Annotated in this window: 22 protein-coding genes; 18 read left to right on the forward strand and 4 right to left on the reverse strand. The window is 65.4% G+C overall.

Annotation, left to right across the window (positions count from 1 at the left end; translation table 11 throughout):
* Window positions 1-53 precede the first annotated feature (53 nt).
* The 6 genes from LRC39_RS13500 to LRC39_RS13525 all read left to right on the forward strand — a co-directional run bounded on the left by LRC39_RS13500 (window position 54) and on the right by LRC39_RS13525 (window position 3,807).
* Window positions 54-767, forward strand: coding sequence for a ribonuclease activity regulator RraA (locus LRC39_RS13500; RefSeq protein ID WP_107344616.1), 714 nt, complete (start codon window positions 54-56; stop codon window positions 765-767).
* A gap of 12 nt (window positions 768-779) precedes the next feature.
* Window positions 780-1,187 carry a (R)-mandelonitrile lyase gene (locus tag LRC39_RS13505; RefSeq protein ID WP_346294642.1) on the forward strand — a complete coding sequence of 136 codons (408 nt, stop codon included), beginning with the start codon at window positions 780-782 and terminating at the stop codon, window positions 1,185-1,187.
* Window positions 1,188-1,318: 131 nt separating this feature from the next.
* Window positions 1,319-2,209, forward strand: a complete 891-nt coding sequence (gene dapA / locus LRC39_RS13510; protein ID WP_107344617.1) for a 4-hydroxy-tetrahydrodipicolinate synthase — start codon at window positions 1,319-1,321, stop codon at window positions 2,207-2,209.
* Between the two features lie 10 nt (window positions 2,210-2,219).
* On the forward strand, window positions 2,220-2,699 hold the full coding sequence (gene mscL / locus LRC39_RS13515) for a large conductance mechanosensitive channel protein MscL (RefSeq protein WP_263988505.1): 480 nt from the start codon (window positions 2,220-2,222) through the stop codon (window positions 2,697-2,699).
* 34 nt (window positions 2,700-2,733) lie between these two features.
* On the forward strand, window positions 2,734-3,207 hold the full coding sequence (gene smpB, locus LRC39_RS13520) for an SsrA-binding protein SmpB (protein WP_107355732.1): 474 nt from the start codon (window positions 2,734-2,736) through the stop codon (window positions 3,205-3,207).
* Window positions 3,208-3,228: 21 nt separating this feature from the next.
* Window positions 3,229-3,807: a peroxiredoxin gene (locus LRC39_RS13525; protein WP_346294643.1), complete on the forward strand. Its 579-nt coding sequence runs from the start codon at window positions 3,229-3,231 to the stop codon at window positions 3,805-3,807.
* A gap of 125 nt (window positions 3,808-3,932) precedes the next feature.
* Here LRC39_RS13525 and LRC39_RS13530 read toward each other — a convergent pair whose 3' ends face one another.
* On the reverse strand, window positions 3,933-4,607 hold the full coding sequence (locus LRC39_RS13530) for a uracil-DNA glycosylase (RefSeq protein ID WP_346294644.1): 675 nt from the start codon (window positions 4,605-4,607) through the stop codon (window positions 3,933-3,935).
* Between the two features lie 5 nt (window positions 4,608-4,612).
* Window positions 4,613-5,263 (reverse strand): NYN domain-containing protein, encoded by a 651-nt coding sequence (locus tag LRC39_RS13535; protein WP_107355834.1) that lies wholly within the window; start codon window positions 5,261-5,263, stop codon window positions 4,613-4,615.
* 346 nt (window positions 5,264-5,609) lie between these two features.
* On the opposite strand from LRC39_RS13535, the gene rpoZ reads away from it, so the two are divergent.
* From rpoZ to recO, 9 genes are all read left to right on the forward strand, one after another.
* Window positions 5,610-6,002, forward strand: coding sequence for a DNA-directed RNA polymerase subunit omega (gene rpoZ / locus LRC39_RS13540; protein WP_011158242.1), 393 nt, complete (start codon window positions 5,610-5,612; stop codon window positions 6,000-6,002).
* Between the two features lie 266 nt (window positions 6,003-6,268).
* On the forward strand, window positions 6,269-8,551 hold the full coding sequence (locus LRC39_RS13545; RefSeq protein ID WP_107344622.1) for a RelA/SpoT family protein: 2,283 nt from the start codon (window positions 6,269-6,271) through the stop codon (window positions 8,549-8,551).
* A 149-nt stretch (window positions 8,552-8,700) separates the two neighbouring features.
* Window positions 8,701-9,465 carry a pyridoxine 5'-phosphate synthase gene (locus LRC39_RS13550; protein ID WP_164633685.1) on the forward strand — a complete coding sequence of 255 codons (765 nt, stop codon included), beginning with the start codon at window positions 8,701-8,703 and terminating at the stop codon, window positions 9,463-9,465.
* Window positions 9,462-9,902: a holo-ACP synthase gene (gene acpS / locus LRC39_RS13555; RefSeq protein WP_346294645.1), complete on the forward strand. Its 441-nt coding sequence runs from the start codon at window positions 9,462-9,464 to the stop codon at window positions 9,900-9,902. Before LRC39_RS13550 ends, acpS begins: the two co-directional genes overlap by 4 nt.
* 241 nt (window positions 9,903-10,143) lie before the next feature.
* A complete protein-coding gene (gene lepB / locus LRC39_RS13560) occupies window positions 10,144-10,902 on the forward strand; it encodes a signal peptidase I (protein ID WP_346294646.1) in 759 nt (252 codons plus the stop codon).
* On the forward strand, window positions 10,899-11,717 hold the full coding sequence (gene rnc / locus LRC39_RS13565; RefSeq protein ID WP_107344626.1) for a ribonuclease III: 819 nt from the start codon (window positions 10,899-10,901) through the stop codon (window positions 11,715-11,717). Before lepB ends, rnc begins: the two co-directional genes overlap by 4 nt.
* The gene (era, locus tag LRC39_RS13570; RefSeq protein WP_413776069.1) at window positions 11,710-12,633 is read left to right on the forward strand and encodes a GTPase Era; all 924 of its coding nucleotides are present in this window, start codon (window positions 11,710-11,712) and stop codon (window positions 12,631-12,633) included. Before rnc ends, era begins: the two co-directional genes overlap by 8 nt.
* Entirely contained in the window at window positions 12,630-13,031 is a 402-nt protein-coding gene (locus tag LRC39_RS13575) for a hypothetical protein (RefSeq protein ID WP_107344628.1), read from the forward strand. Before era ends, LRC39_RS13575 begins: the two co-directional genes overlap by 4 nt.
* Window positions 13,032-13,070: 39 nt before the next feature.
* Complete coding sequence (gene recO, locus LRC39_RS13580; protein WP_107355827.1) at window positions 13,071-13,823, forward strand: DNA repair protein RecO; 753 nt, start codon at window positions 13,071-13,073, stop codon at window positions 13,821-13,823.
* 39 nt (window positions 13,824-13,862) lie between these two features.
* Here the strand turns inward: recO and LRC39_RS13585 are convergent, their stop codons facing one another.
* Window positions 13,863-14,732, reverse strand: coding sequence for an SDR family oxidoreductase (locus LRC39_RS13585; protein ID WP_346294647.1), 870 nt, complete (start codon window positions 14,730-14,732; stop codon window positions 13,863-13,865).
* Window positions 14,733-14,812: 80 nt separating this feature from the next.
* Between LRC39_RS13585 and LRC39_RS13590 the strand changes: the two genes are divergently transcribed.
* The 3 genes from LRC39_RS13590 (at window position 14,813) to LRC39_RS13600 (ending at window position 19,112) form a co-directional block, all read left to right on the forward strand.
* A complete protein-coding gene (locus tag LRC39_RS13590; protein ID WP_346294648.1) occupies window positions 14,813-15,325 on the forward strand; it encodes a winged helix-turn-helix transcriptional regulator in 513 nt (170 codons plus the stop codon).
* 9 nt (window positions 15,326-15,334) lie between these two features.
* Window positions 15,335-17,596 (forward strand): DNA topoisomerase IV subunit A, encoded by a 2,262-nt coding sequence (gene parC / locus LRC39_RS13595; protein ID WP_164571529.1) that lies wholly within the window; start codon window positions 15,335-15,337, stop codon window positions 17,594-17,596.
* 85 nt (window positions 17,597-17,681) lie between these two features.
* Entirely contained in the window at window positions 17,682-19,112 is a 1,431-nt protein-coding gene (locus tag LRC39_RS13600; RefSeq protein WP_263988514.1) for a sodium:proton antiporter, read from the forward strand.
* Between the two features lie 12 nt (window positions 19,113-19,124).
* Here LRC39_RS13600 and LRC39_RS13605 read toward each other — a convergent pair whose 3' ends face one another.
* Window positions 19,125-19,298: a hypothetical protein gene (locus tag LRC39_RS13605; protein ID WP_430624892.1), complete on the reverse strand. Its 174-nt coding sequence runs from the start codon at window positions 19,296-19,298 to the stop codon at window positions 19,125-19,127.
* Window positions 19,299-19,315 lie beyond the last annotated feature (17 nt).

Raw genomic sequence — 19,315 nt, forward strand, 5'->3', positions numbered from 1 at the left:
CGCGGCAGGCGCGGCCCGCAAGATGCGCCGACAATCACTGGAGCTCTCTCTTCATGTCACTGACCCCGGAAGCCATCGACATCCTGTCGCGCGTTTCGACCGCGACCATCACCACGGTGCTGCTGAAGAAGGGGCTCCGCAACGTCTGGATGCGCGGTGCGCGGCCGCTGCGTCCGGGGGCGACGCGGCTGGTCGGTGAGGCGTTCACGCTGCGCTTCGTCCCGGCGCGCGAGGATCTGGCGACGCCCGAGTCCTGGGCCTCGCCGATCTCGACCCGCGCGGCGATCGAGGCGATGCCGGAAGGCTGCATCGCCGTGGTCGACGCCATGGGCATCAAGGACGCCGGCATCTTCGGCGACATTCTCTGCGCCCGCATGGTCAAGCGCGGCATCAAGGCGCTGATCACCGACGGCGTGGTGCGCGACCTCGAGGGCGTGCTGGGCACCGGTCTGCCGGTGTGGTGCGACGGCGCGGCTGCGCCGCCGTCGGTGGCCGGCCTGACCTTCGTCGGCTGGGACCAGCCGATCGGTTGCGGCGGCGTCGCGGTGTTCCCGAAGGACGTCATCGTGGCCGACCAGGATGGTGCGGTGCTGATCCCGCAGGCGCTGCTCGACCACGTGCTCGCCGAGGGCCCGGAGCAGGAGCGGATGGAAGGCTGGATCGTCGAAGAGGTTAACAAGGGCGCGGTGCTGCCCGGGCTGTATCCGATGAATGCGGAAACCAAGGCGCGCTACGCCGCGTTCAAGGAGAAGGCCGACAAAACCTAAGGAGCCTGGTCGATGGACATCTTCGCGGCGGGCTCACGCCCGACCCAGCGGGCGCCCAAGGACTATTTCACCGGCACGGTGTGGCAGGACCCGATCGTAGCCGCGCCGGCGCCGGCGCGGCTCGCCGCCACGCGCGTGGCGTTCGAACCCGGCGCGCGCACCGCGTGGCACACCCATCCGCTCGGCCAGACGCTGTATATCGTGACCGGTGTCGGCCGGATCCAGACCGAAGGCGGCCCGGTGCGGGAGATTCGCGCCGGCGACGTGGTGTGGATTCCGCCGGGCGAGAAACACTGGCACGGCGCCTCGCCGACCAACGGCATGACCCATATTGCGATGCAGGAGGCGCTGGACGGCAGTTTCGCCACCTGGATGGAGCATGTCTCCGACGACGATTACGCCGTCGCGCCGTCCGCCTGAGATCCGCGGCCGCCGCCGATCAGAATCCTCAAAACCGCCGGTTTCTCCGCCGATGGGACCCTTTCCCGCCGGGTGGGGACTCGGTATGAAGGGCGCTTCGTTGCAAGGTGGCGGGCGTTGAGGAGAATAGAATGGCAGCCAAGACGAAATTTCGGGGGTCGTTTACCGCCTTGGTCACGCCGTTCAAAAATGGCGCGCTCGACGAACAGGCGTTTCGCAGCCTGGTGAACTGGCAGATCGAGCAGGGCACCCACGGCCTGGTGCCGGTCGGAACCACCGGTGAGAGCCCGACGCTGAGCCACGAGGAGCACCACAAGGTGGTGGAGTGGTGCATCGCGGAGGCCAAGGGCCGCGTGCCGGTGATCGCCGGCGCTGGCTCCAACTCGACTCGCGAAGCCGTCGAGCTCGCGCGCCACGCCGAGAAGGCCGGCGCCGATGCGGTGCTGGTGGTGACGCCGTACTACAACAAGCCGACCCAGGAAGGCATGTATCAGCACTTCAAGGCGGTGAACGATGCGATCGGGATTCCGATCATCATCTACAACATTCCGCCGCGGTCGGTCGTCGACATGTCGGTCGACACCATGAGCCGGCTGTACGAGCTCGACAACATCGTCGGTGTGAAGGACGCGACCGCCAATCTCGGCCGCGTGTCGCAGCAGCGCCACGCGATGGGCCCCGATTTCATCCAGCTCTCGGGCGAGGATATGACCGCGCTGGCCTATATGGCGGCCGGCGGCCACGGCTGCATCTCGGTGGTGTCGAACGTCGCGCCGAAGCTGTGTTCTGATCTGATGGGCGCGGTGTTCGCGGGCGATTATCCCGGCGCGCTGAAGATCCAGGACCGTCTGGTGCCGCTGCACGACGCCGTTTTCAAGGAGCCGGGCGTCGCCGGTGCCAAGCATGGCCTGACGCTGCTCGGCCGTATTCAGGAAGAGGTCCGGCTGCCGCTGATGCCGGTGACCGAACCGACCGGCAAGACGATCCGTGCGGCGATGGTGCACGCAGGAGTCATCAACTGACAGGGAGCGCATGAACAGCACCGATTCCGTCCGTCACTTCGAGCAGAAGGGCTCGAGGCTTCTCAAGGAATTTCGCGATTTCGCGATGAAGGGCAATGTCGTCGACCTCGCGGTCGGCGTCATCATCGGTGCAGCGTTCGGCGCGATCGTGACCTCGCTGGTCGGCGACGTGATCATGCCGATCATCGGAGCGATCACCGGCGGGTTGGATTTCTCCAACTACTTCACGCCGCTGTCGAAGTCGGTCACGGCGGGCACGCTGGCCGACGCGAAGAAGCAGGGTGCGGTGCTCGCCTGGGGCAATTTCCTCACGGTGACGCTGAACTTCCTGATCGTCGCGGCGGTGCTGTTTGCGGTGATCCGGTCGCTGAACAAGTTGAAGCAACAGGCGGAAGAGGCCAAGTCGCCGCCGCCGACCCCGACCCGGCAGGAAGAGCTCCTCACCGAGATCAGGGATTTGTTGAAGAAGGGCGCCGGTCCGTCGCCGTAGGTGACGACGACCGCGCCGACAGGAATCGCCCACAATGGCCGAGAAGAATGAACGCCCGATCAAGGTGGTCGCGGAGAACCGCAAGGCGCGGTTCAACTACGCGATCGACGACACCGTCGAGGCCGGCATTGCGCTGACCGGCACCGAGGTGAAGTCGATCCGCAACGGCAAGACCACGATCGCGGAGTCCTATGCGGACGCCCGCGGCAGCGAGATCTGGCTGATCAACGCCAATATCCCGGAATATCTGCAGGCCAACCGCTTCAATCACGAGCCGAAGCGGCCGCGCAAGCTGCTGCTGCATCGCAAGCAGATCAACAAGCTGATCGGCGCGGTCGAGCGCGAAGGCATGACGCTGATTCCGCTCAAGCTGTATTTCAACGAACGCGGCCGTGCCAAGCTGCAGCTCGCCCTCGCCAAGGGCAAGAAGCTGCACGACAAGCGCGAGACCGAGAAGAAGCGCGATTGGAGTCGCGAGAAGGGCCGTCTGCTGCGGTCGCGCGGCTGAGCGGGTCAGAGGGAGGCGGCCATGACCAAGCAGCCAGATCTTCTCAAGGTCGATTGGAGCGCAATCCCTGCACCGGAGGATGATCGCGCCGCCGCGCATTTAGCCGGCGCCGTGATCCCGTCTGTCGTTCTACCGGCGACTGATGGTGGCTCCGTGACGCTGTCGTCGCTGCCGGGGCGGACCGTGCTGTTCATCTATCCGCGGACGGGCGTGCCGGGTCAGATCAGCCTGGTCGACGACTGGGACATGATCCCCGGTGCGCGCGGCTGCACGCCGCAGACCTGTTCGTTCCGCGATCTGTTCGCCGAGTTGAAGGCCGCCGGCGCCGACGCGGTGTTCGGACTGTCGACGCAATCGACCGCTTATCAAACCGAGATGGCGACCCGGCTGCATCTCCCGTTTGCGGTGCTGTCCGATGAGAGCCTCGAACTGACCCACGCCTTGAACCTGCCGACGATGCAGGTCGCCGGCATGACGCTGCTCAAGCGCATGGCGCTGATCATCGACGACGGCCGGATCAGCCACGTGTTCTATCCGGTCTTCCCGCCGGATCGAAACGCCAGCGACGTGCTGGAATGGCTCAAGGGCAATCGGCGCTAGTTAGCAGCCGCGGATGCCCATCGCCGTCATTGCGAGCGAAGCGAAGCAATCCAGAGGCCTCAGACGTGTGGCCTCTGGATTGCTTCGTCGCTTCGCTCCTCGCAATGACGATTCTTTCTGATCAACTACGCGTCGAGATCAGCCCGGACCCGCGCGAACACATCGCGGAACATCTTCGGTGTCAGCACGCCGGTGTTCGTGTTGTAGCGCGAGCAGTGGTAGCTGTCGTAGAGGCGCAGCCGGCCGGCGTCGTGCACGGCGCCGTGGCCGAACGGGGCCTGGGCGGCGCGGAGGCCGAGCGCCTTCAGCGTTGAATCATGGGCGATCCGCCCGAGCAGGACGATCGCGCGCAGCTTCGGCATCGCCTCGATCGTGGCGATCAGAAAGCGGCGGCAGGTGTTGATTTCGATCGGCAACGGCTTGTTCTGCGGCGGCACGCACCGCACCGCGTTGCTGATCCGGCAGCCGATCAATTGCAGCCCGTCGTCGGGCCGTGCCTGATAGTGACCTTTGGCGAAGCCGTAGTCGATCAGCGTGGCGTAGAGCAGGTCGCCGGCGTAGTCGCCGGTAAACGGCCGGCCGGTGCGGTTGGCGCCTTGCAGGCCCGGCGCAAGGCCGACAATCAGAAGCGAGGCGTCGGCGCCGCCGAAAGACGGGACGGGCGCGTTGAACCAGCCCGGTTCGCGTGCGCGGGCTTCGCTGCGGAATTCAGCGAGACGCAGGCAGAACGGGCAGTCGCGGTCAGGGTCGGTGAGGGAGGTCGGGACGCGGGGCCCGGAGCCCCGCGTCAACGTCGGCATGGACCTTAGTCTTCGAAGTCGTCAGCGCCGGCGCGCGACGCCAAGGCAGTGGACCGCTGCAGGAACTGCGGCGCGTGGTGACGCGGTTCGCGGGGCTCGCGCGGTTCCCGCGGCGGCGGGCGGTCGGCCGGGTCGCGGCCGATCTTCGATTGCAGCTCGACCAGATCGGTAAAGATGTCGGCCTGGCGGCGGAGCTCGTCGGCGATCATCGGCGGCTGGCTGGAAATCGTCGAAATCACGGTGACGCGGACGCCACGGCGCTGCACGGCTTCGACCAGCGAGCGGAAGTCGCCGTCGCCCGAGAACAACACCATCTGATCGATGTGTTCGGCCAGCTCCATGGCATCGACAGCAAGCTCGATGTCCATGTTGCCCTTGACCTTGCGGCGGCCGGAGGCGTCGATGAATTCCTTGGTCGCCTTGGTGACGACGGTGTAGCCGTTGTAGTCCAGCCAGTCGATCAGCGGGCGGATCGACGAGTATTCCTGATCTTCGATGATCGCGGTGTAGTAGAAGGCGCGGACCAAATTGCCGCGGCTTTGAAATTCCTTCAGCAACCGCTTGTAGTCGATGTCGAACCCGAGAGTTTTTGCGGTTGCGTAAAGGTTGGCACCGTCGATGAACAGCGCAATTTTGTTACTGGAGGAAGTGGACATCAAGATCTCTCATGTGTCTGTTGTCAGCTTCTTGGCGCAACGGAAATAGCTGCGCAGCTCAAGTCAATTTTTGCACGAATAGCCGTCGCGCTGGGCAACCGGCACAAACTTCAACCGCACGAAGCATCAGCCGGTATTCTATACTTTTCTTTCTGAAAAGAAGCCTTTTGTTGTCGGACTCGTGTTCGTCCGAGTTGGCCAGTGGCCGGCCGTCCCGGAATGTCGGGTGCATTATCAGAGTGGGGCTGATCGGCCAAATGACAAATTGCTGCTTGCGAAAGCCGCCTTCGCGCTATAGGTAGCGGTCTAACCCCGATTTTGGTCCTATTGAACGGAGCGACTGGCCATGGCGCGCGTCACCGTGGAAGACTGCATTGACAAGGTCGACAACCGGTTCGACCTCGTCCTGTTGGCCGCTCATCGCGCCCGCATGATCTCGTCCGGCTCGCCGCTTACGATTGATCGCGACAACGACAAGAACCCCGTTGTTTCGCTTCGCGAAATTGCCGATCAGACGATCTCGCCGGAAGACCTCAAGGAAGAGCTGGTGCACTCGCTGCAGAAGTTCGTCGAGGTCGATGAGCCGGAACCCGATACCGTGCCACTGATCGGTTCGGCCGGCGCCAGCGTCGATGCCGACGACACCGAAGTGGCGATGGAGCGGATGACCGAGGAAGAGCTGCTCAAGGGTCTGGAGGGCCTGGCGCCCCCGGAAGAGCAGCCCGAGGAAGACGAATAAGCCTTACGGCGGCTTTGCACGTTTCCGTGATGCTCTGCAAAAACGGCTCGGATCGCTTCCGGGCCGTTTTTCGTTTTCGAAGGAGATTCGGGTGCACACGGAACAGTGTCCGGCGCATTGCTGCCCTGACCTAAACTCCGCCGAAATCGCGGTTTTTTCTGGCCGTTCTGGTTCCTTTCATGGCACAAGATCAGAGGGCTAGCGGGCGTAATTAAACCTCCGAGGGCGGAGTTCCGTCCTCGCTGCAATGCAATAAAGGTTGTGGAATGGCGTCAGGACGCCAGAGTTCGAAGCAGATGGAGCAGGCCGGCGGTGCAGCCGCCGTCGCCGAGCCGTCTGCTGCCGCCAAGCCCCGATCCCGTGCCCGCATGATGCGGCAATACGATCTGGTCGAGCGGGTCCGCTCTTACAATCCGAATACCGACGAGGATCTGCTCAACCGGGCGTACGTCTACGCGATGATGGCGCATGGGGAGCAGACCCGCGCCTCCGGCGACCCGTATTTCTCGCACCCGCTCGAAGTCGCCGCGATCCTGACCAACCTCAAGCTCGACGACGCCACCATCGTCGCCGCGCTGTTGCACGATACCATTGAAGACACCGAGGCGACCCGGACCGAGATCGACACCATGTTCGGTCCGGAGATCGGCGCCTTGGTCGAGGGGCTGACCAAGCTGAAGCGGCTGGAGCTGGTGTCGCGCGAGGCCAAGCAGGCCGAAAACCTGCGCAAGCTGCTGCTGGCGATCGCCGACGACGTCCGCGTCCTGCTGATCAAGCTCGCCGACCGCCTGCACAACATGCGCACGCTGGAGTTCGTGCCGCCCGCCGCCCGTCAGCGCATTGCCGAGGAGACGCTCGACATCTACGCGCCACTCGCAGGCCGCATGGGCATGCAGGAGATGCGCGAGGAGCTCGAGGACCTGTCGTTCCGCAGCCTCGATCCGGAAGCCTTTACGGTCGTGATGCAGCGGCTCGACGCGCTGGCCGAACGCAACCGCAACCTGATCGGCGAGATTGAAAGCCAGCTCTCCGCCAATCTGGCCCGCCACGGCATCACCGCCGAGGTCACCGGGCGGCGGAAGCGGCCGTTCTCGATCTGGACCAAGATGGAGCGGAAGTCGGTCGGGTTCGAGCAGCTCTCCGATATCTACGGATTCCGCGTCGTTCTCGACAACGTCGAGGCCTGCTATCGCGCGCTCGGCGTCGTGCATACGACCTGGCCGATGGTGCCGGGGCGGTTCAAGGATTACATCTCGACACCGAAGCAGAACGACTATCGTTCGCTGCACACCACGGTGATCGGCCCCGGCCAGCAGCGCGTCGAGCTGCAGTTCCGGACCCGCGAGATGAATCAGATCGCGGAATACGGCATCGCCGCGCACGCGTTCTACAAGGACGGCGTCGGCTCGCCGACCGAGCTGCTCAACCGCGAGTCGAATGCGTTCGCCTGGCTCCGTCACACCATCGAGATGCTGTCGGAAAGCTCGAACCCCGAGGAATTCCTCGAGCACACCAAGCTCGAACTGTTCCACGACCAGGTGTTCTGCTTCACGCCCAAGGGCAAGCTGATCGCGCTGCCGCGCAAGGCCAATGTGGTCGACTTCGCTTATGCGGTGCACACCGACGTCGGCAACAGCGCGGTCGGGTGCAAGATCAACGGCAAGTTCGCGCCGCTGTCGTCGGAGCTGCAGAACGGCGACGAGGTCGAAGTGCTGACCTCGCCGGTGCAGTCGGCGCCGCCGGCGGCATGGGAATCGCTCGCCGTCACCGGTAAGGCGCGGGCGGCGATCCGCCGTGCGACACGCGTCGCGATGCGCGATCAATATGCCGGTCTCGGCCGCCGCATCGTCGAGCGTTTGTTTGCCCGCGCCAAGATCGAATATGCCGACGACAAGCTGAAGGGCGCGCTGCCGCGGCTTGCGCGGGCCTCGGTCGAGGACGTGATGGCCTCGGTCGGCCGCGGCGAGATGAAGGCGTCCGACGTCGCCCGGGCGATGTACCCGGACTACAAGGAAGAGCGCATCGCGCGGTTCGGCGGCAAGAAGGATGTGCCGGACAAGGTGATCGGCAAGGCCCCCGAGACCGGCAAGGTCTCCTCGGTGATTCCGATCGGCGGCCTGCATTCCGGATTGCCGGTGAAGTTCGCGCCGAACGGCGGCGCGGTGCCGGGCGATCGCATCGTCGGCATCGTCACGCCGGGCGAGGGGATCACCATCTATCCGATCCAGTCGCCGGACTTGAAGGAATTCGAGGAAGAGCCTGAGCGCTGGCTCGACGTAAAGTGGGACATCGACGAGACCACGCCGCAGCGTTTCCCGGCGCGGTTGTTCGTGCAGAACGTCAACGAGCCCGGCAGCCTGGCGCAGATCGCCGGCGTCATCGCCGAGCACGACGGCAACATCGACAACATCAACATGAGCCGGCGTTCGCCCGACTTCACCGAGCTCACCATCGATCTCGAGGTCTATGACCTCAAGCACCTCAGCGCGATCATCGCCCAGTTGCGCGCCAAGGACGTCGTCGCTCACGTCGAGCGGGTGAACGGCTGAGGCCAGAGGTCGCACGAGGCAGTTAGTATGTTCGTCAGTGCGAGCGAAGCGAAGCAATCGAGGACAACGAGCACTGAACCGGATTGCTTCGCCGCTTCGCTCCTCGCAATGACGAGTGATATCCACTCCAAGTCTTTCGGTTCTCGATAATGTCCAAAACTCCTCCGCTTCGTCTCGGCGTCAACATCGATCACATCGCCACGCTGCGGAACGCCCGCGGCGGTCGCCATCCCGATCCGTTGCGGGCTGCGTTCGCAGCGATCGAGGCGGGGGCCGACGGAATCACCGCGCATTTGCGTGAGGATCGCCGCCACATCCGCGACGCCGACATGCAGCGGCTGAAGGCGGAGATTTCCAAGCCGCTAAATTTCGAAATGGCGGCAACCGACGACATGATCAGGATCGCGCTCGGTGTGAAGCCGCACGCGGTGTGCCTGGTTCCGGAGCGGCGCGAGGAACTGACCACCGAGGGCGGCCTCGACGTGGTCGGCCAGCAAGCCTCGCTCGGGCCGGCGATCGCGCGCTTCAACGATGCCGGCATCCGGACCTCGCTGTTCATCGCCGCCGATCCGGCGCAGATCGAGATGGCGGCGAAGCTGAAGGCCCCCGCGATCGAAATCCACACCGGCGCCTGGTGCGACGCGATTACCGACGGCGATGCGGCCAAGGCCAATACAGAATGGCAGCGGATCTTTGCCGGCGCCGCGCTGGCGCGGTCGGCTGGGCTCGAAGTCCACGCCGGTCATGGTCTCGACTATGCCACCGCCGAGACGATCTCTGAGCTGCCGCAGATCGTCGAACTCAATATCGGCTTCTACATGATCGGAGAGGCGCTATTCGTCGGCCTCGGCGAGACCGTGCGGGCGATGCGGGCAGCGATGGACCGCGGCCGCGCCAAGGCGATCGCCGCATGATCATCGGCATCGGCTCGGATCTGATCGACATCACCCGGATCGCCAAGGTGATCGAACGCCACGGCGAGCGGTTCCTGGATCGGGTGTTCACCGAGGCGGAGCGGGCAAAGGCCGAGCGGCGTGCCAAGAAGGCGGAACTGGTCGCCGCCACCTACGCCAAGCGGTTTGCCGCCAAGGAGGCCTGCTCCAAGGCACTCGGGACCGGTATCCGGCAAGGGGTGTGGTGGCGCGACATGGGGGTGGTCAATCTGCCCGGTGGCCGGCCGACCATGATGCTGACCGGCGGTGCCAAAGCCCGCCTCGACGCGCTGATGCCTCCCGGCATGACGGCGCGGATCGACCTGTCGATCACCGACGAATGGCCGCTCGCGCAGGCTTTCGTGGTGATCTCGGCGGTCCCGGCGGCCGCCGAGGCGACCGGCGCCACGTCCTCGTGAGACGGAAAAGCGGTTGATTCGTCATAGCATTAGCTCGCGATGCCGCGACGCTTGATTGCACCGGTCGCGACAACAGTCTAAAACCGCGCGGAATCCCCAGCGGGGTCGAGTCCTCGGCGAACGAGCGCCGGTCGTGGCGGTGTCCGTCGCTGCGGCCTACGTCTCGCCCATCACTTGGACCCGCTTCGCACCAGTCCAGTCGTCCACCGCGCGGCTCCCCGCGACGGGAATCGGGAAAGCGATGAGCGTGACATCCGGAACCAAATCTGAGAGCGGCGTCGGCGAAACCATCCGCGTCGTCATTCACGCCCTCATCATCGCGCTGATCATCCGCACTTTCCTGTTCCAGCCTTTCAACATTCCGTCCGGATCGATGAAGGCGACGCTGCTGGTCGGCGACTATCTTTTCGTCTCGAAATACACCTATGGCTACAGCCACTACTCGATCCCGCTGTCGCCGCCGCTGTTCTCCGGCCGGATCTTCGGCTCGGATCCGAACCGCGGCGACGTGGTGGTGTTCCGCCTGCCGAAGGACGACTCCACCGACTACATCAAGCGTGTGATCGGTCTGCCGGGCGATCGCATCCAGATGCGCGAAGGCCTGCTGTACATCAACGACAAGCCGGTCGATCGCGAGCGGCTGTCGGACTACGTCGGCGAAGATCCGTGCGGCTCGGAAGCCACCGCGCGCGTCAAGCGCTGGAAGGAAACGCTGCCGAACGGCGTGTCCTATGAGACGCTGGATTGCGTCGACAACGGCTTCTACGACAACACCAACGTCTACACCGTGCCGCCCGGCCACTTCTTCATGATGGGCGACAACCGCGACAACTCCACCGACAGCCGCGTGCTGTCTGCGGTGGGCTATGTGCCATACGAGAACATCATCGGCCGCGCCCAGATGATCTTCTTCTCGATCGCCGACGGCGAGCACGCCTGGCAGATCTGGCGCTGGCCGACCGCGGTGCGCTGGAGCCGTATCTTCTCCATCGTGCGATGAGCGATGATGTGACCAACGTCGAGCAACCCTCGACGGCGAGTGAACCGCAACCGCAGGATGTTCCGGCGGCGGAGCCTTCGGCTGCAAAGAAGCGGCGCGCCAGCAAGGCGAAGTCCAAGGCGACCGCAGCCGCGATCGAGCAGCGGCTCGGCCACAGCTTCGCCGATCCGGCGCTGCTGACCACCGCGCTCACCCACGTCTCCGCACTGAAATCCGCACGCCGCACCGATAGCTATCAGCGGCTTGAGTTTCTCGGCGATCACGTGCTCGGCCTGATCGTCTCCGACATGCTGTACCGGGCGTTTCCGGACGCCGACGAAGGCGAGTTGTCGAAGCGGCTCGCCGATCTGGTCCGCAAGGAAACTTGCGCCGACGTGGCCCGCAGTCTCGACCTGGTCGAAGGCATCAAGCTCGGCACGGTTGGGGCCGGCGCCGGCGCCAAGCTGCGCAAGTCGGTGCTCGGCGACATCTGCGAAGCGGTGATCGGCGCGATCTATCTCGACGGCGGCTACGACACAGTGTCCGATTTCGTCCGCCGCAACTGGACCGAGCGGATGCGCAAACCGGCGCGGTCGCTGCGCGATCCCAAGACCGTGTTGCAGGAGTGGGCACAGGCCCGCGGCCTGCCGACGCCGGTGTACCGCGAAGTCGAGCGCACCGGTCCGCATCACGATCCCCAATTCCGTGTCGCCGTCATACTGCCGGGCCTCGAGCCGGCCGAAGGTGTCGGTGGCAGCAAGCGCGCGGCCGAGAAGGTCGCGGCGTCGGCGATGCTGGCGCGTGAAGGCGTCGGCACAGGCGGCAATGATGGCTGAACATGAAGACGCGGCGACCGCCGCGACCCGCTGCGGTTTCGTTGCGCTGATCGGTGCGCCGAACGTCGGCAAATCCACACTCGTCAACGCGCTGGTCGGCTCCAAGGTGACGATCGTGTCGCGCAAGGTGCAGACCACGCGCGCGCTGATCCGCGGCATCGTGATCGAAGATGCCTCGCAGATCATCCTGGTCGACACGCCCGGCATCTTCGCGCCGAAGCGGCGGCTCGACCGCGCGATGGTCAAGACTGCATGGAGCGGCGCGCATGATGCCGACATCGTCTGCGTGCTACTCGACGCCCGTGCCGGCATCAACGAGCAGGCCGAAGATATCCTGGCCAACCTCGCCAATGTCGATCGGCCGAAGCTGCTGGTGCTCAACAAGATCGATCTGATTGCCCGAGAGAAGCTGCTGGCGCTCGCGCAGGCCGCCAATCAGCGGCTGGCGTTCGATCAGACCTTCATGGTCTCGGCGCTGACCGGCGATGGTGTCGACGATCTGCGCAAGGCCTTGGCTGCGCAGGTGCCGCCGGGCCCGTTCCATTATCCCGAAGACCAGATGTCGGATGCGCCGCTGCGCCATCTCGCCGCCGAGATCACCCGCGAGAAGATCTTCCGGCAACTGCATCAGGAGCTGCCGTATCAGTCGACGGTCGAGACCGACACCTGGACCGAGCGCAAGGATGGCTCGGTGAAGATCGAGCAGACCATCTTCGTCGAGCGCGAGAGCCAGCGCAAAATCGTGCTCGGCAAGGGTGGCGCGACCATCAAGGCGATCGGCGCCGAAGCCCGCAAGGAGATCGGTGAGATCCTCGAGCAGCCGGTGCACCTGTTCCTGTTCGTCAAGGTGCGCGAGGATTGGGGTAACGATCCGGATCGTTACCGCGAAATGGGCCTGGAGTTCCCCAAGGAATGACCACCAGCACCACCACCAGCCTGCCGCGCAATGTGTACTGGTTCGAAGTGCTGCTGCTCACCTCGCTGATGCTCGACTGCATCTCGGTGGCGTTTCAGGATCGCACCGTGATCGAGCCGAGCATGTCGGCCGGTGTGGTGGCCGCCGCCAACACCATGGCGGCCGGCCTGATCGTGCTGCTGAGCTATCTGGTGTGGCTCGCCGCCCACGCCCGCAAGAACTGGGCGAGGGCGGTGCTGACCGCCTCGCTGGTGTTCTCAGTGGTGTCGCTGGCCCAGATCGTCGGCGACAGCGGCATCGAAGCCGGACTGTGGATCGATATTGCGTCCTGCATCCTGACCGCGGCGGGACTGTATCTGTCCTACACCGGCGACGCCCGAGGCTGGTTCACCGCGTAAGGCCGGGCGCGACTGCGCGAAATCCGATAGGCTCGTCCGATGGAATGGAGCGACGAGGGCATCATTCTCGGGGTGCGGCGCCATGGCGAGTCCGCCGCGATCGTCGAGCTTCTGACCCGCGAGCATGGCCGGCATCTCGGCATGGTGCGCGGCGGGGCGTCGGCGCGGATGCGGCCGTTGCTGCAGCCCGGCAACAGCGTGCTGGCGTCATGGCGGGCAAGGCTCGACGAGCATCTCGGCTACTATCAGCTCGAAGCCACCAAGATGCGCGCCGCGACGCTGCTGGCATCATCCTATGCGGTGTACGGCGTCACCCATCTGGCGGCGCTGGCGCGGCTGCTGCCGGAGCGCGATCCGCACGAGGACATCTATCAGCGGCTGTTGTTCACGCTCGATGATTTCGACGACCTCGGTGTCGCTGCCGCGCATCTGATCCGGTTCGAACTGGCGATCCTGGCCGAGCTCGGCTTCGGGCTCGATCTGTCGGTCTGCGCCGCGACCGGCAGCACCACGGAACTGATCTATGTGTCGCCGAAGTCGGGGAGCGCCGTCTCGCGCAGCGCCGGCGAACCGTGGCGCGACCGGCTGCTGCGCCTGCCGGCCTTCCTGCGCGACGACGAGGCCGCGAGCGAGAGTGGCTGGTCCGGGCAGGACCTGTTCGATGGCTTCGAGCTGACTGGACGCTTCCTGCTGCGCAATGTTCTCGAGCCACGCGGGCAGAGCCATTCGGACGCCCGCGCGGGGTTCATCAATGCGATCACCCGCGCGCTGCAGCGGCCGGCGGAGTCGTAACCGGCCGCGTCACATCCGCGAGATGCCGCGATCGCTGCATCAGGCTTTCAGAGCTGCTGAGATCGTCGCCGCAATCGGCGTGGTCGGACGACCGATCAGCTGGCTCAAGGTGTGGCTGTCGTCGAACAGCGCGCCCTTGGCGGCACCGGCGTCGGAGTCCGCCAGCAGCGCGGCGAACGGTCCCGGCAGGCCGGCCCCGACCAGTGCGGCCTGGTAGTCGGCCTGCGGCAGATCGCGATAGGCGACCGCTTTGCCGGATTGCTTCGACAGCTCGGCCGCAAACTCGGCCAGCGTATAGGACGCATCGCCAGCGAGTTCGTAGATGCGGCCAGCCTGCGGCTCCGCGGCGGTGAGCACACGAACCGCGGCCGCGGCATAATCGGCGCGCGCCGCGGAGGCGATCCGGCCGGCATTGGCGCTGCCGAGCAGGGCGCCGTGCGCCAGCGCGGCCGGAATCGAAGCCGCGTAGTTCTCGCTGTACCAGCCATTGCGGAGCAGGGCGTGCGGTACGCCGGACGCCTTCAAGGCCGCCTCGGTTTGGCGATGCTCCTCGGCGAGCCCCAGCGGGGAGGTGTCGGCGTGTAGCAGGCTGGTATAGGCGAGCAGTTTCACGCCTGCTTGGCGCGCCGCCTCGATCGCGTTGCGGTGCTGCGCGGTGCGCTGGCCGATCTCGCTGGAGGAGATCAGAAGAGCACGGTCGACGCCGGCGAAGGCCGCCTTGAGGCTGTCAGGACGGCTGTAGTCGCCGTTGTGGACGTGCAGGCCCTTGGCAGCGAATTCGGCGGCAGCCGTTTCGCTGCGGACCAGCACGCCGATCTGGGAGGCCGGGACGGTCTTGAGCAGGCCGTCGATGACGAGCCGGCCGAGCTGACCGCTGGCACCGGTGACGAGGAAACGGGAGGCGGACATCAGGATCTCCTGGTGGTTTTCAATTGAGGGCAGGTCTATATTGGAGACCTTCGACCGGCCGCGTAAGGAGGCAGTATTTCGTGACAAGGTCACCTGCAGATAACCTGGCGGTCGCTGCGCACCGCGCCACCCTGACCGACCGCTACGCCGCCTGGCGGGAGCTCGGCTTCGACGCGTCGCGCTGTCCTGTGCGCAACGTGCTCGACCACCTGGGCAGCAAATGGAGCACGCTGCTGTTGATCGCGCTGGCCGAAAAGCCGATGCGGTTCAATGCGCTGCTGCGGGATGTTCCAGACATTTCGAAGCGGATGCTGACCCAGACGCTGCGCGATCTCGAGCGCGACGGGCTGGTCGCCCGGCAGGTGTTTCCGACCAAGCCGCCCAGTGTGGAGTACCGTTTGTCGGCGTCCGGCGAGTCCGTGCTTGGACCGTTGACGGCCTTGGTCGGCTGGGCGGAGCAGAACTTCCCCGAGATTGAGCGCGCCCGCGCCCGGTTCGACTCGGCGGCCCAGGAGGGTGGCGCCCAGGTTCCAGGCGAATCCGCAAGGCCGGAAAGCCCGCTGGCGCTTGCTCCGCTTCCGGTCAGGGGATAACCCCACGCCATGGGAAAAAGATTGATTCCGCCGGAGCCGGCCGAGATTCACGAGGTCCAGCTTCGCGAGGCGCTGGAAGAGCGCTATCTCGCCTACGCGCTGTCGACCATCATGCACCGGGCGCTGCCGGACGCGCGCGACGGCCTCAAACCGGTGCATCGCCGCATCCTCTACGGCATGCGGCTGCTGCGGCTCGACCCCGGTACGCCGTTCAAGAAGTCCGCCAAGATCGTCGGCGACGTGATGGGTTCGTTCCATCCGCACGGCGACCAATCGATCTACGACGCGCTGGTGCGCCTGGCGCAAGACTTCTCGTCGCGCTACCCGCTGGTCGACGGCCAGGGGAATTTCGGCAACATCGACGGTGATAACCCGGCGGCCTACCGCTACACCGAAGCGCGGATGACTGACGTCGCTCGGCTGCTGCTGGAAGGCATCGACGAGGACGGCGTCGCGTTCCGCGCCAACTATGACGGCCAGTCGAAAGAGCCGGTCGTGCTGCCCGGCGGCTTCCCGAACCTGCTCGCCAACGGCGCACAAGGCATCGCCGTCGGCATGGCGACGGCGATCCCGCCGCACAACGCCGCCGAGCTGTGCGACGCCGCGCTGCATCTGATCGAGAAACCCGACGCCAAGTCGAAAGCGCTGCTGCGCTTCGTCAAGGGCCCGGACTTCCCGACCGGCGGCATCATTATCGATTCCAAGGAGAGCATCGCCGAGGCCTACACCACTGGCCGCGGCGCGTTCCGCACCCGCGCCAAATGGGAGCAGGAAGAGGGCGCGCGCGGCACCTGGACCGTGGTGGTGACGCAGATCCCCTGGCTGGTGCAGAAGTCGCGGCTGATCGAGAAGATCGCCGAGCTGCTCAACGAGAAGAAGCTGCCGCTGGTCGGCGACATCCGCGACGAATCCGCCGAGGACGTCCGCATCGTCATCGAGCCGAAGTCGCGCAGCGTCGATCCGACGCTGATGATGGAATCGCTGTTCCGGCTGACCGAGCTGGAGAGCCGGATCCCGCTCAACCTCAACGTGCTGGTAAAGGGTCGGATTCCGAAGGTGCTCGGCCTCGCCGAGTGCCTGCGCGAATGGCTCGATCATCTGCGCGACGTGCTGCTGCGCCGCTCGGAGTATCGTAAGGGCCAGATCGAGCATCGGCTCGAAGTGCTCGGCGGCTATCTGATCGCGTACTTGAACATCGACAAGGTGATCAAGATCATCCGCACCGAGGACGAGCCCAAGCCGGTGCTGATGAAGGCCTTCAATCTCACCGAGATCCAGGCCGAAGCGATCCTCAACATGCGGCTGCGCTCGTTGCGCAAGCTCGAGGAGTTCGAGATCCGCACCGAGGACAAGAACCTCCGCGCGGAGCTGAAGGGCATCAACGCGATCCTGAAATCCGAGACCGAGCAGTGGGCCAAGGTCGGCGAACAGGTCCGCAAGGTGCGCGAGATGTTCGGGCCGAAGACGCCGCTCGGCAAGCGCCGCACCCAGTTTGCCGACGCGCCCGAGCACGATCTGGCGGCGATCGAAGAAGCCTTCGTCGAGCGCGAGCCGGTGACGGTGGTGATCTCCGACAAGGGCTGGGTCCGCACCCTGAAGGGCCATGTCGAGGATCTGTCCGGCCTGAACTTCAAGCAGGACGACAAGCTCGGCCAGTCGTTCTTCGCCGAGACGACGTCGAAGCTGCTGCTACTTGCGACCAACGGCCGGTTCTATGCGCTGGATGTCGCCAAGCTGCCCGGCGGCCGCGGCCATGGCGAGCCGATCCGCATGTTCATCGATATGGAGCAGGACGCCGCGATCGTCACGGTGTTCGTGCACACCGGCGGCCGCAAATTCCTGATCGCCAGCCATGACGGGCAGGGCTTCATGGTCAACGAGGACGAGTGTGTCGGCTCGACCCGCAAGGGCAAGCAGATCCTCAACGTCGACATCCCCAACGAAGCGCGCGCGCTCACGGTTGTCAGCGAGGGCGACGACAGCGTCGCGGTGATCGGCGATAACCGCAAGATGGTGATCTTCCCGCTCGATCAGGTGCCGGAGATGACCCGCGGCCGCGGCGTGCGGCTGCAGAAGTACAAGGACGGCGGCCTGTCCGATATCGCCACCTTCTCGTCGAAGCAGGGCCTCAGCTGGCGCGACTCCGCCGGCCGCGAGTTCAGCGCGACCATGAAGGAGCTCGCCGAATGGCGCGGCAACCGCGCCGATGCCGGCCGGCTGCCGCCGAAGGGCTTCCCGAAGTCCAACAAGTTCGGACGCAGCATCGCATGATGCTGGCCCGCCTGCGCGCTATGCCGCAGGCGGGCCGTTCGTTTGGCTTTGCGTCTCGCTCCTGAATTGCATTGAAGTGGATGCGATGATCGAACGCTGCTCCCGCCGATTTCGCCTGCTGCTTCCGCTGCTGGTCTTCGCTGCGCTTCCGGGCCCCGCTCAGGCGGCCGAGCTCGACGGCGCGGCGCTCGGCTGGGCCTGGGGTGTGCCGTTCGCCGGCATCCTGTTGTCGATCGCGCTCGGACCGCTGCTGGCGCCGAAGATCTGGCACGCGCATTACGGCAAGATCGCCGCCGGCTGGGCCGCGCTGGCACTGGCGCCGATTGCGATCGTCTACGGTTGGGACATCGCGCTGGCATCGCTGATCCATGCTCTGCTCGCCGAGTATCTCAGCTTCATCGTGCTGCTGTTCGCGCTGTTCACGGTGTCGGGCGGCATCCTGGTCACCGGCACCATCCGGGCAACGCCGCTGCTCAACACCGGACTGCTTGCCGTGGGCACGGCCTGCGCCAGCCTGATCGGCACAACCGGCGCCGCGATGGTGCTGATCCGGCCGCTGATCCGCGCCAATGCCGGGCGGCAGCACAATGTTCACGTCGTGGTGTTCTTCATCATCCTGGTCGCCAATATCGGCGGCGCATTGTCGCCGCTCGGCGACCCGCCGCTGTTCGTCGGCTTCCTGCGCGGCGTCGATTTCTTCTGGCCGGTCCAACACCTGTGGCAGCAGACGCTGATCGTCGCCGGCGTCCTGCTGGTGGTGTTCTATCTGCTCGACCGCTGGTATGCGCGGCACGATGCGCCGGCCAAAACCGCCGAGGCACCGATCGGATTTCGCGGCGGCATCAATTTTCTGCTGATCGCCGGCATCATCGCCACCATTCTGGCCTGCGCGCAGTGGCATCCCGGCATCGAGTTCGACGTTTACGGCACCAAGGTCGCGCTGCAGAATCTGGTGCGCGACGCGATGCTGGTGGTGCTCGCGCTGCTGTCGCTGTGGTGGACCGCGGACGAGCATCGCGCCGCCAACGGCTTCACCTGGGAGCCGATCCGCGAGGTCGCCAAGCTGTTCGCCGGGATCTTCGTCGCGATCATCCCGGTGCTGGCGATGCTGCACGCCGGCAAGAGCGGGCTGTTTGCGCCGCTGCTGGAGGCGGTGACGGCGAGCGACGGCACGCCGCGCGAAGTACCGTACTTCTGGTTCACGGGCCTGTTGTCGGCGGTGCTCGATAACGCGCCGACCTATCTGGTGTTCTTCGAGCTGGCAGGCGGCCGTCCCGCCGAGCTGATGGGGCCGCTCGCCGGCACGCTCGCGGCGATCTCGATGGGCGCGGTCTATATGGGCGCGCTGACCTATGTCGGTAACGCGCCGAACTTCATGGTCTATGCGATCGCCACCGAGCGCGGCATCAAGATGCCGGGTTTCTTCGGCTACGCGCTGCGGGCTGGCCTGGTGTTGATCCCGCTGTTCCTGCTGCTGACGTTCCTGCCGATCGTTCCGAACCTGCGGCTGCACTGAGCCGCGGGGCCGTCACTTGGTCTGCGGCGCTGTAGCGGCGGGGGCAGGGGGCAGGCCCGGCGTGTGCTTCGGCTTCAGCGTACCGACGTAGAACGATACGCCGCCGACCAGCACGACGCAGATCGCGTACACGAGATAGGCTTGCGGAGGCTTCGTGGCCCAACCCAGCAAGCCGCTAAAAGACATCCGCTCTGGCGCTTGAT

The sequence above is a fragment of the Rhodopseudomonas sp. P1 genome, from assembly GCF_039642825.1.
Classification (GTDB): Bacteria; Pseudomonadota; Alphaproteobacteria; order Rhizobiales; family Xanthobacteraceae; genus Rhodopseudomonas; species Rhodopseudomonas palustris_H.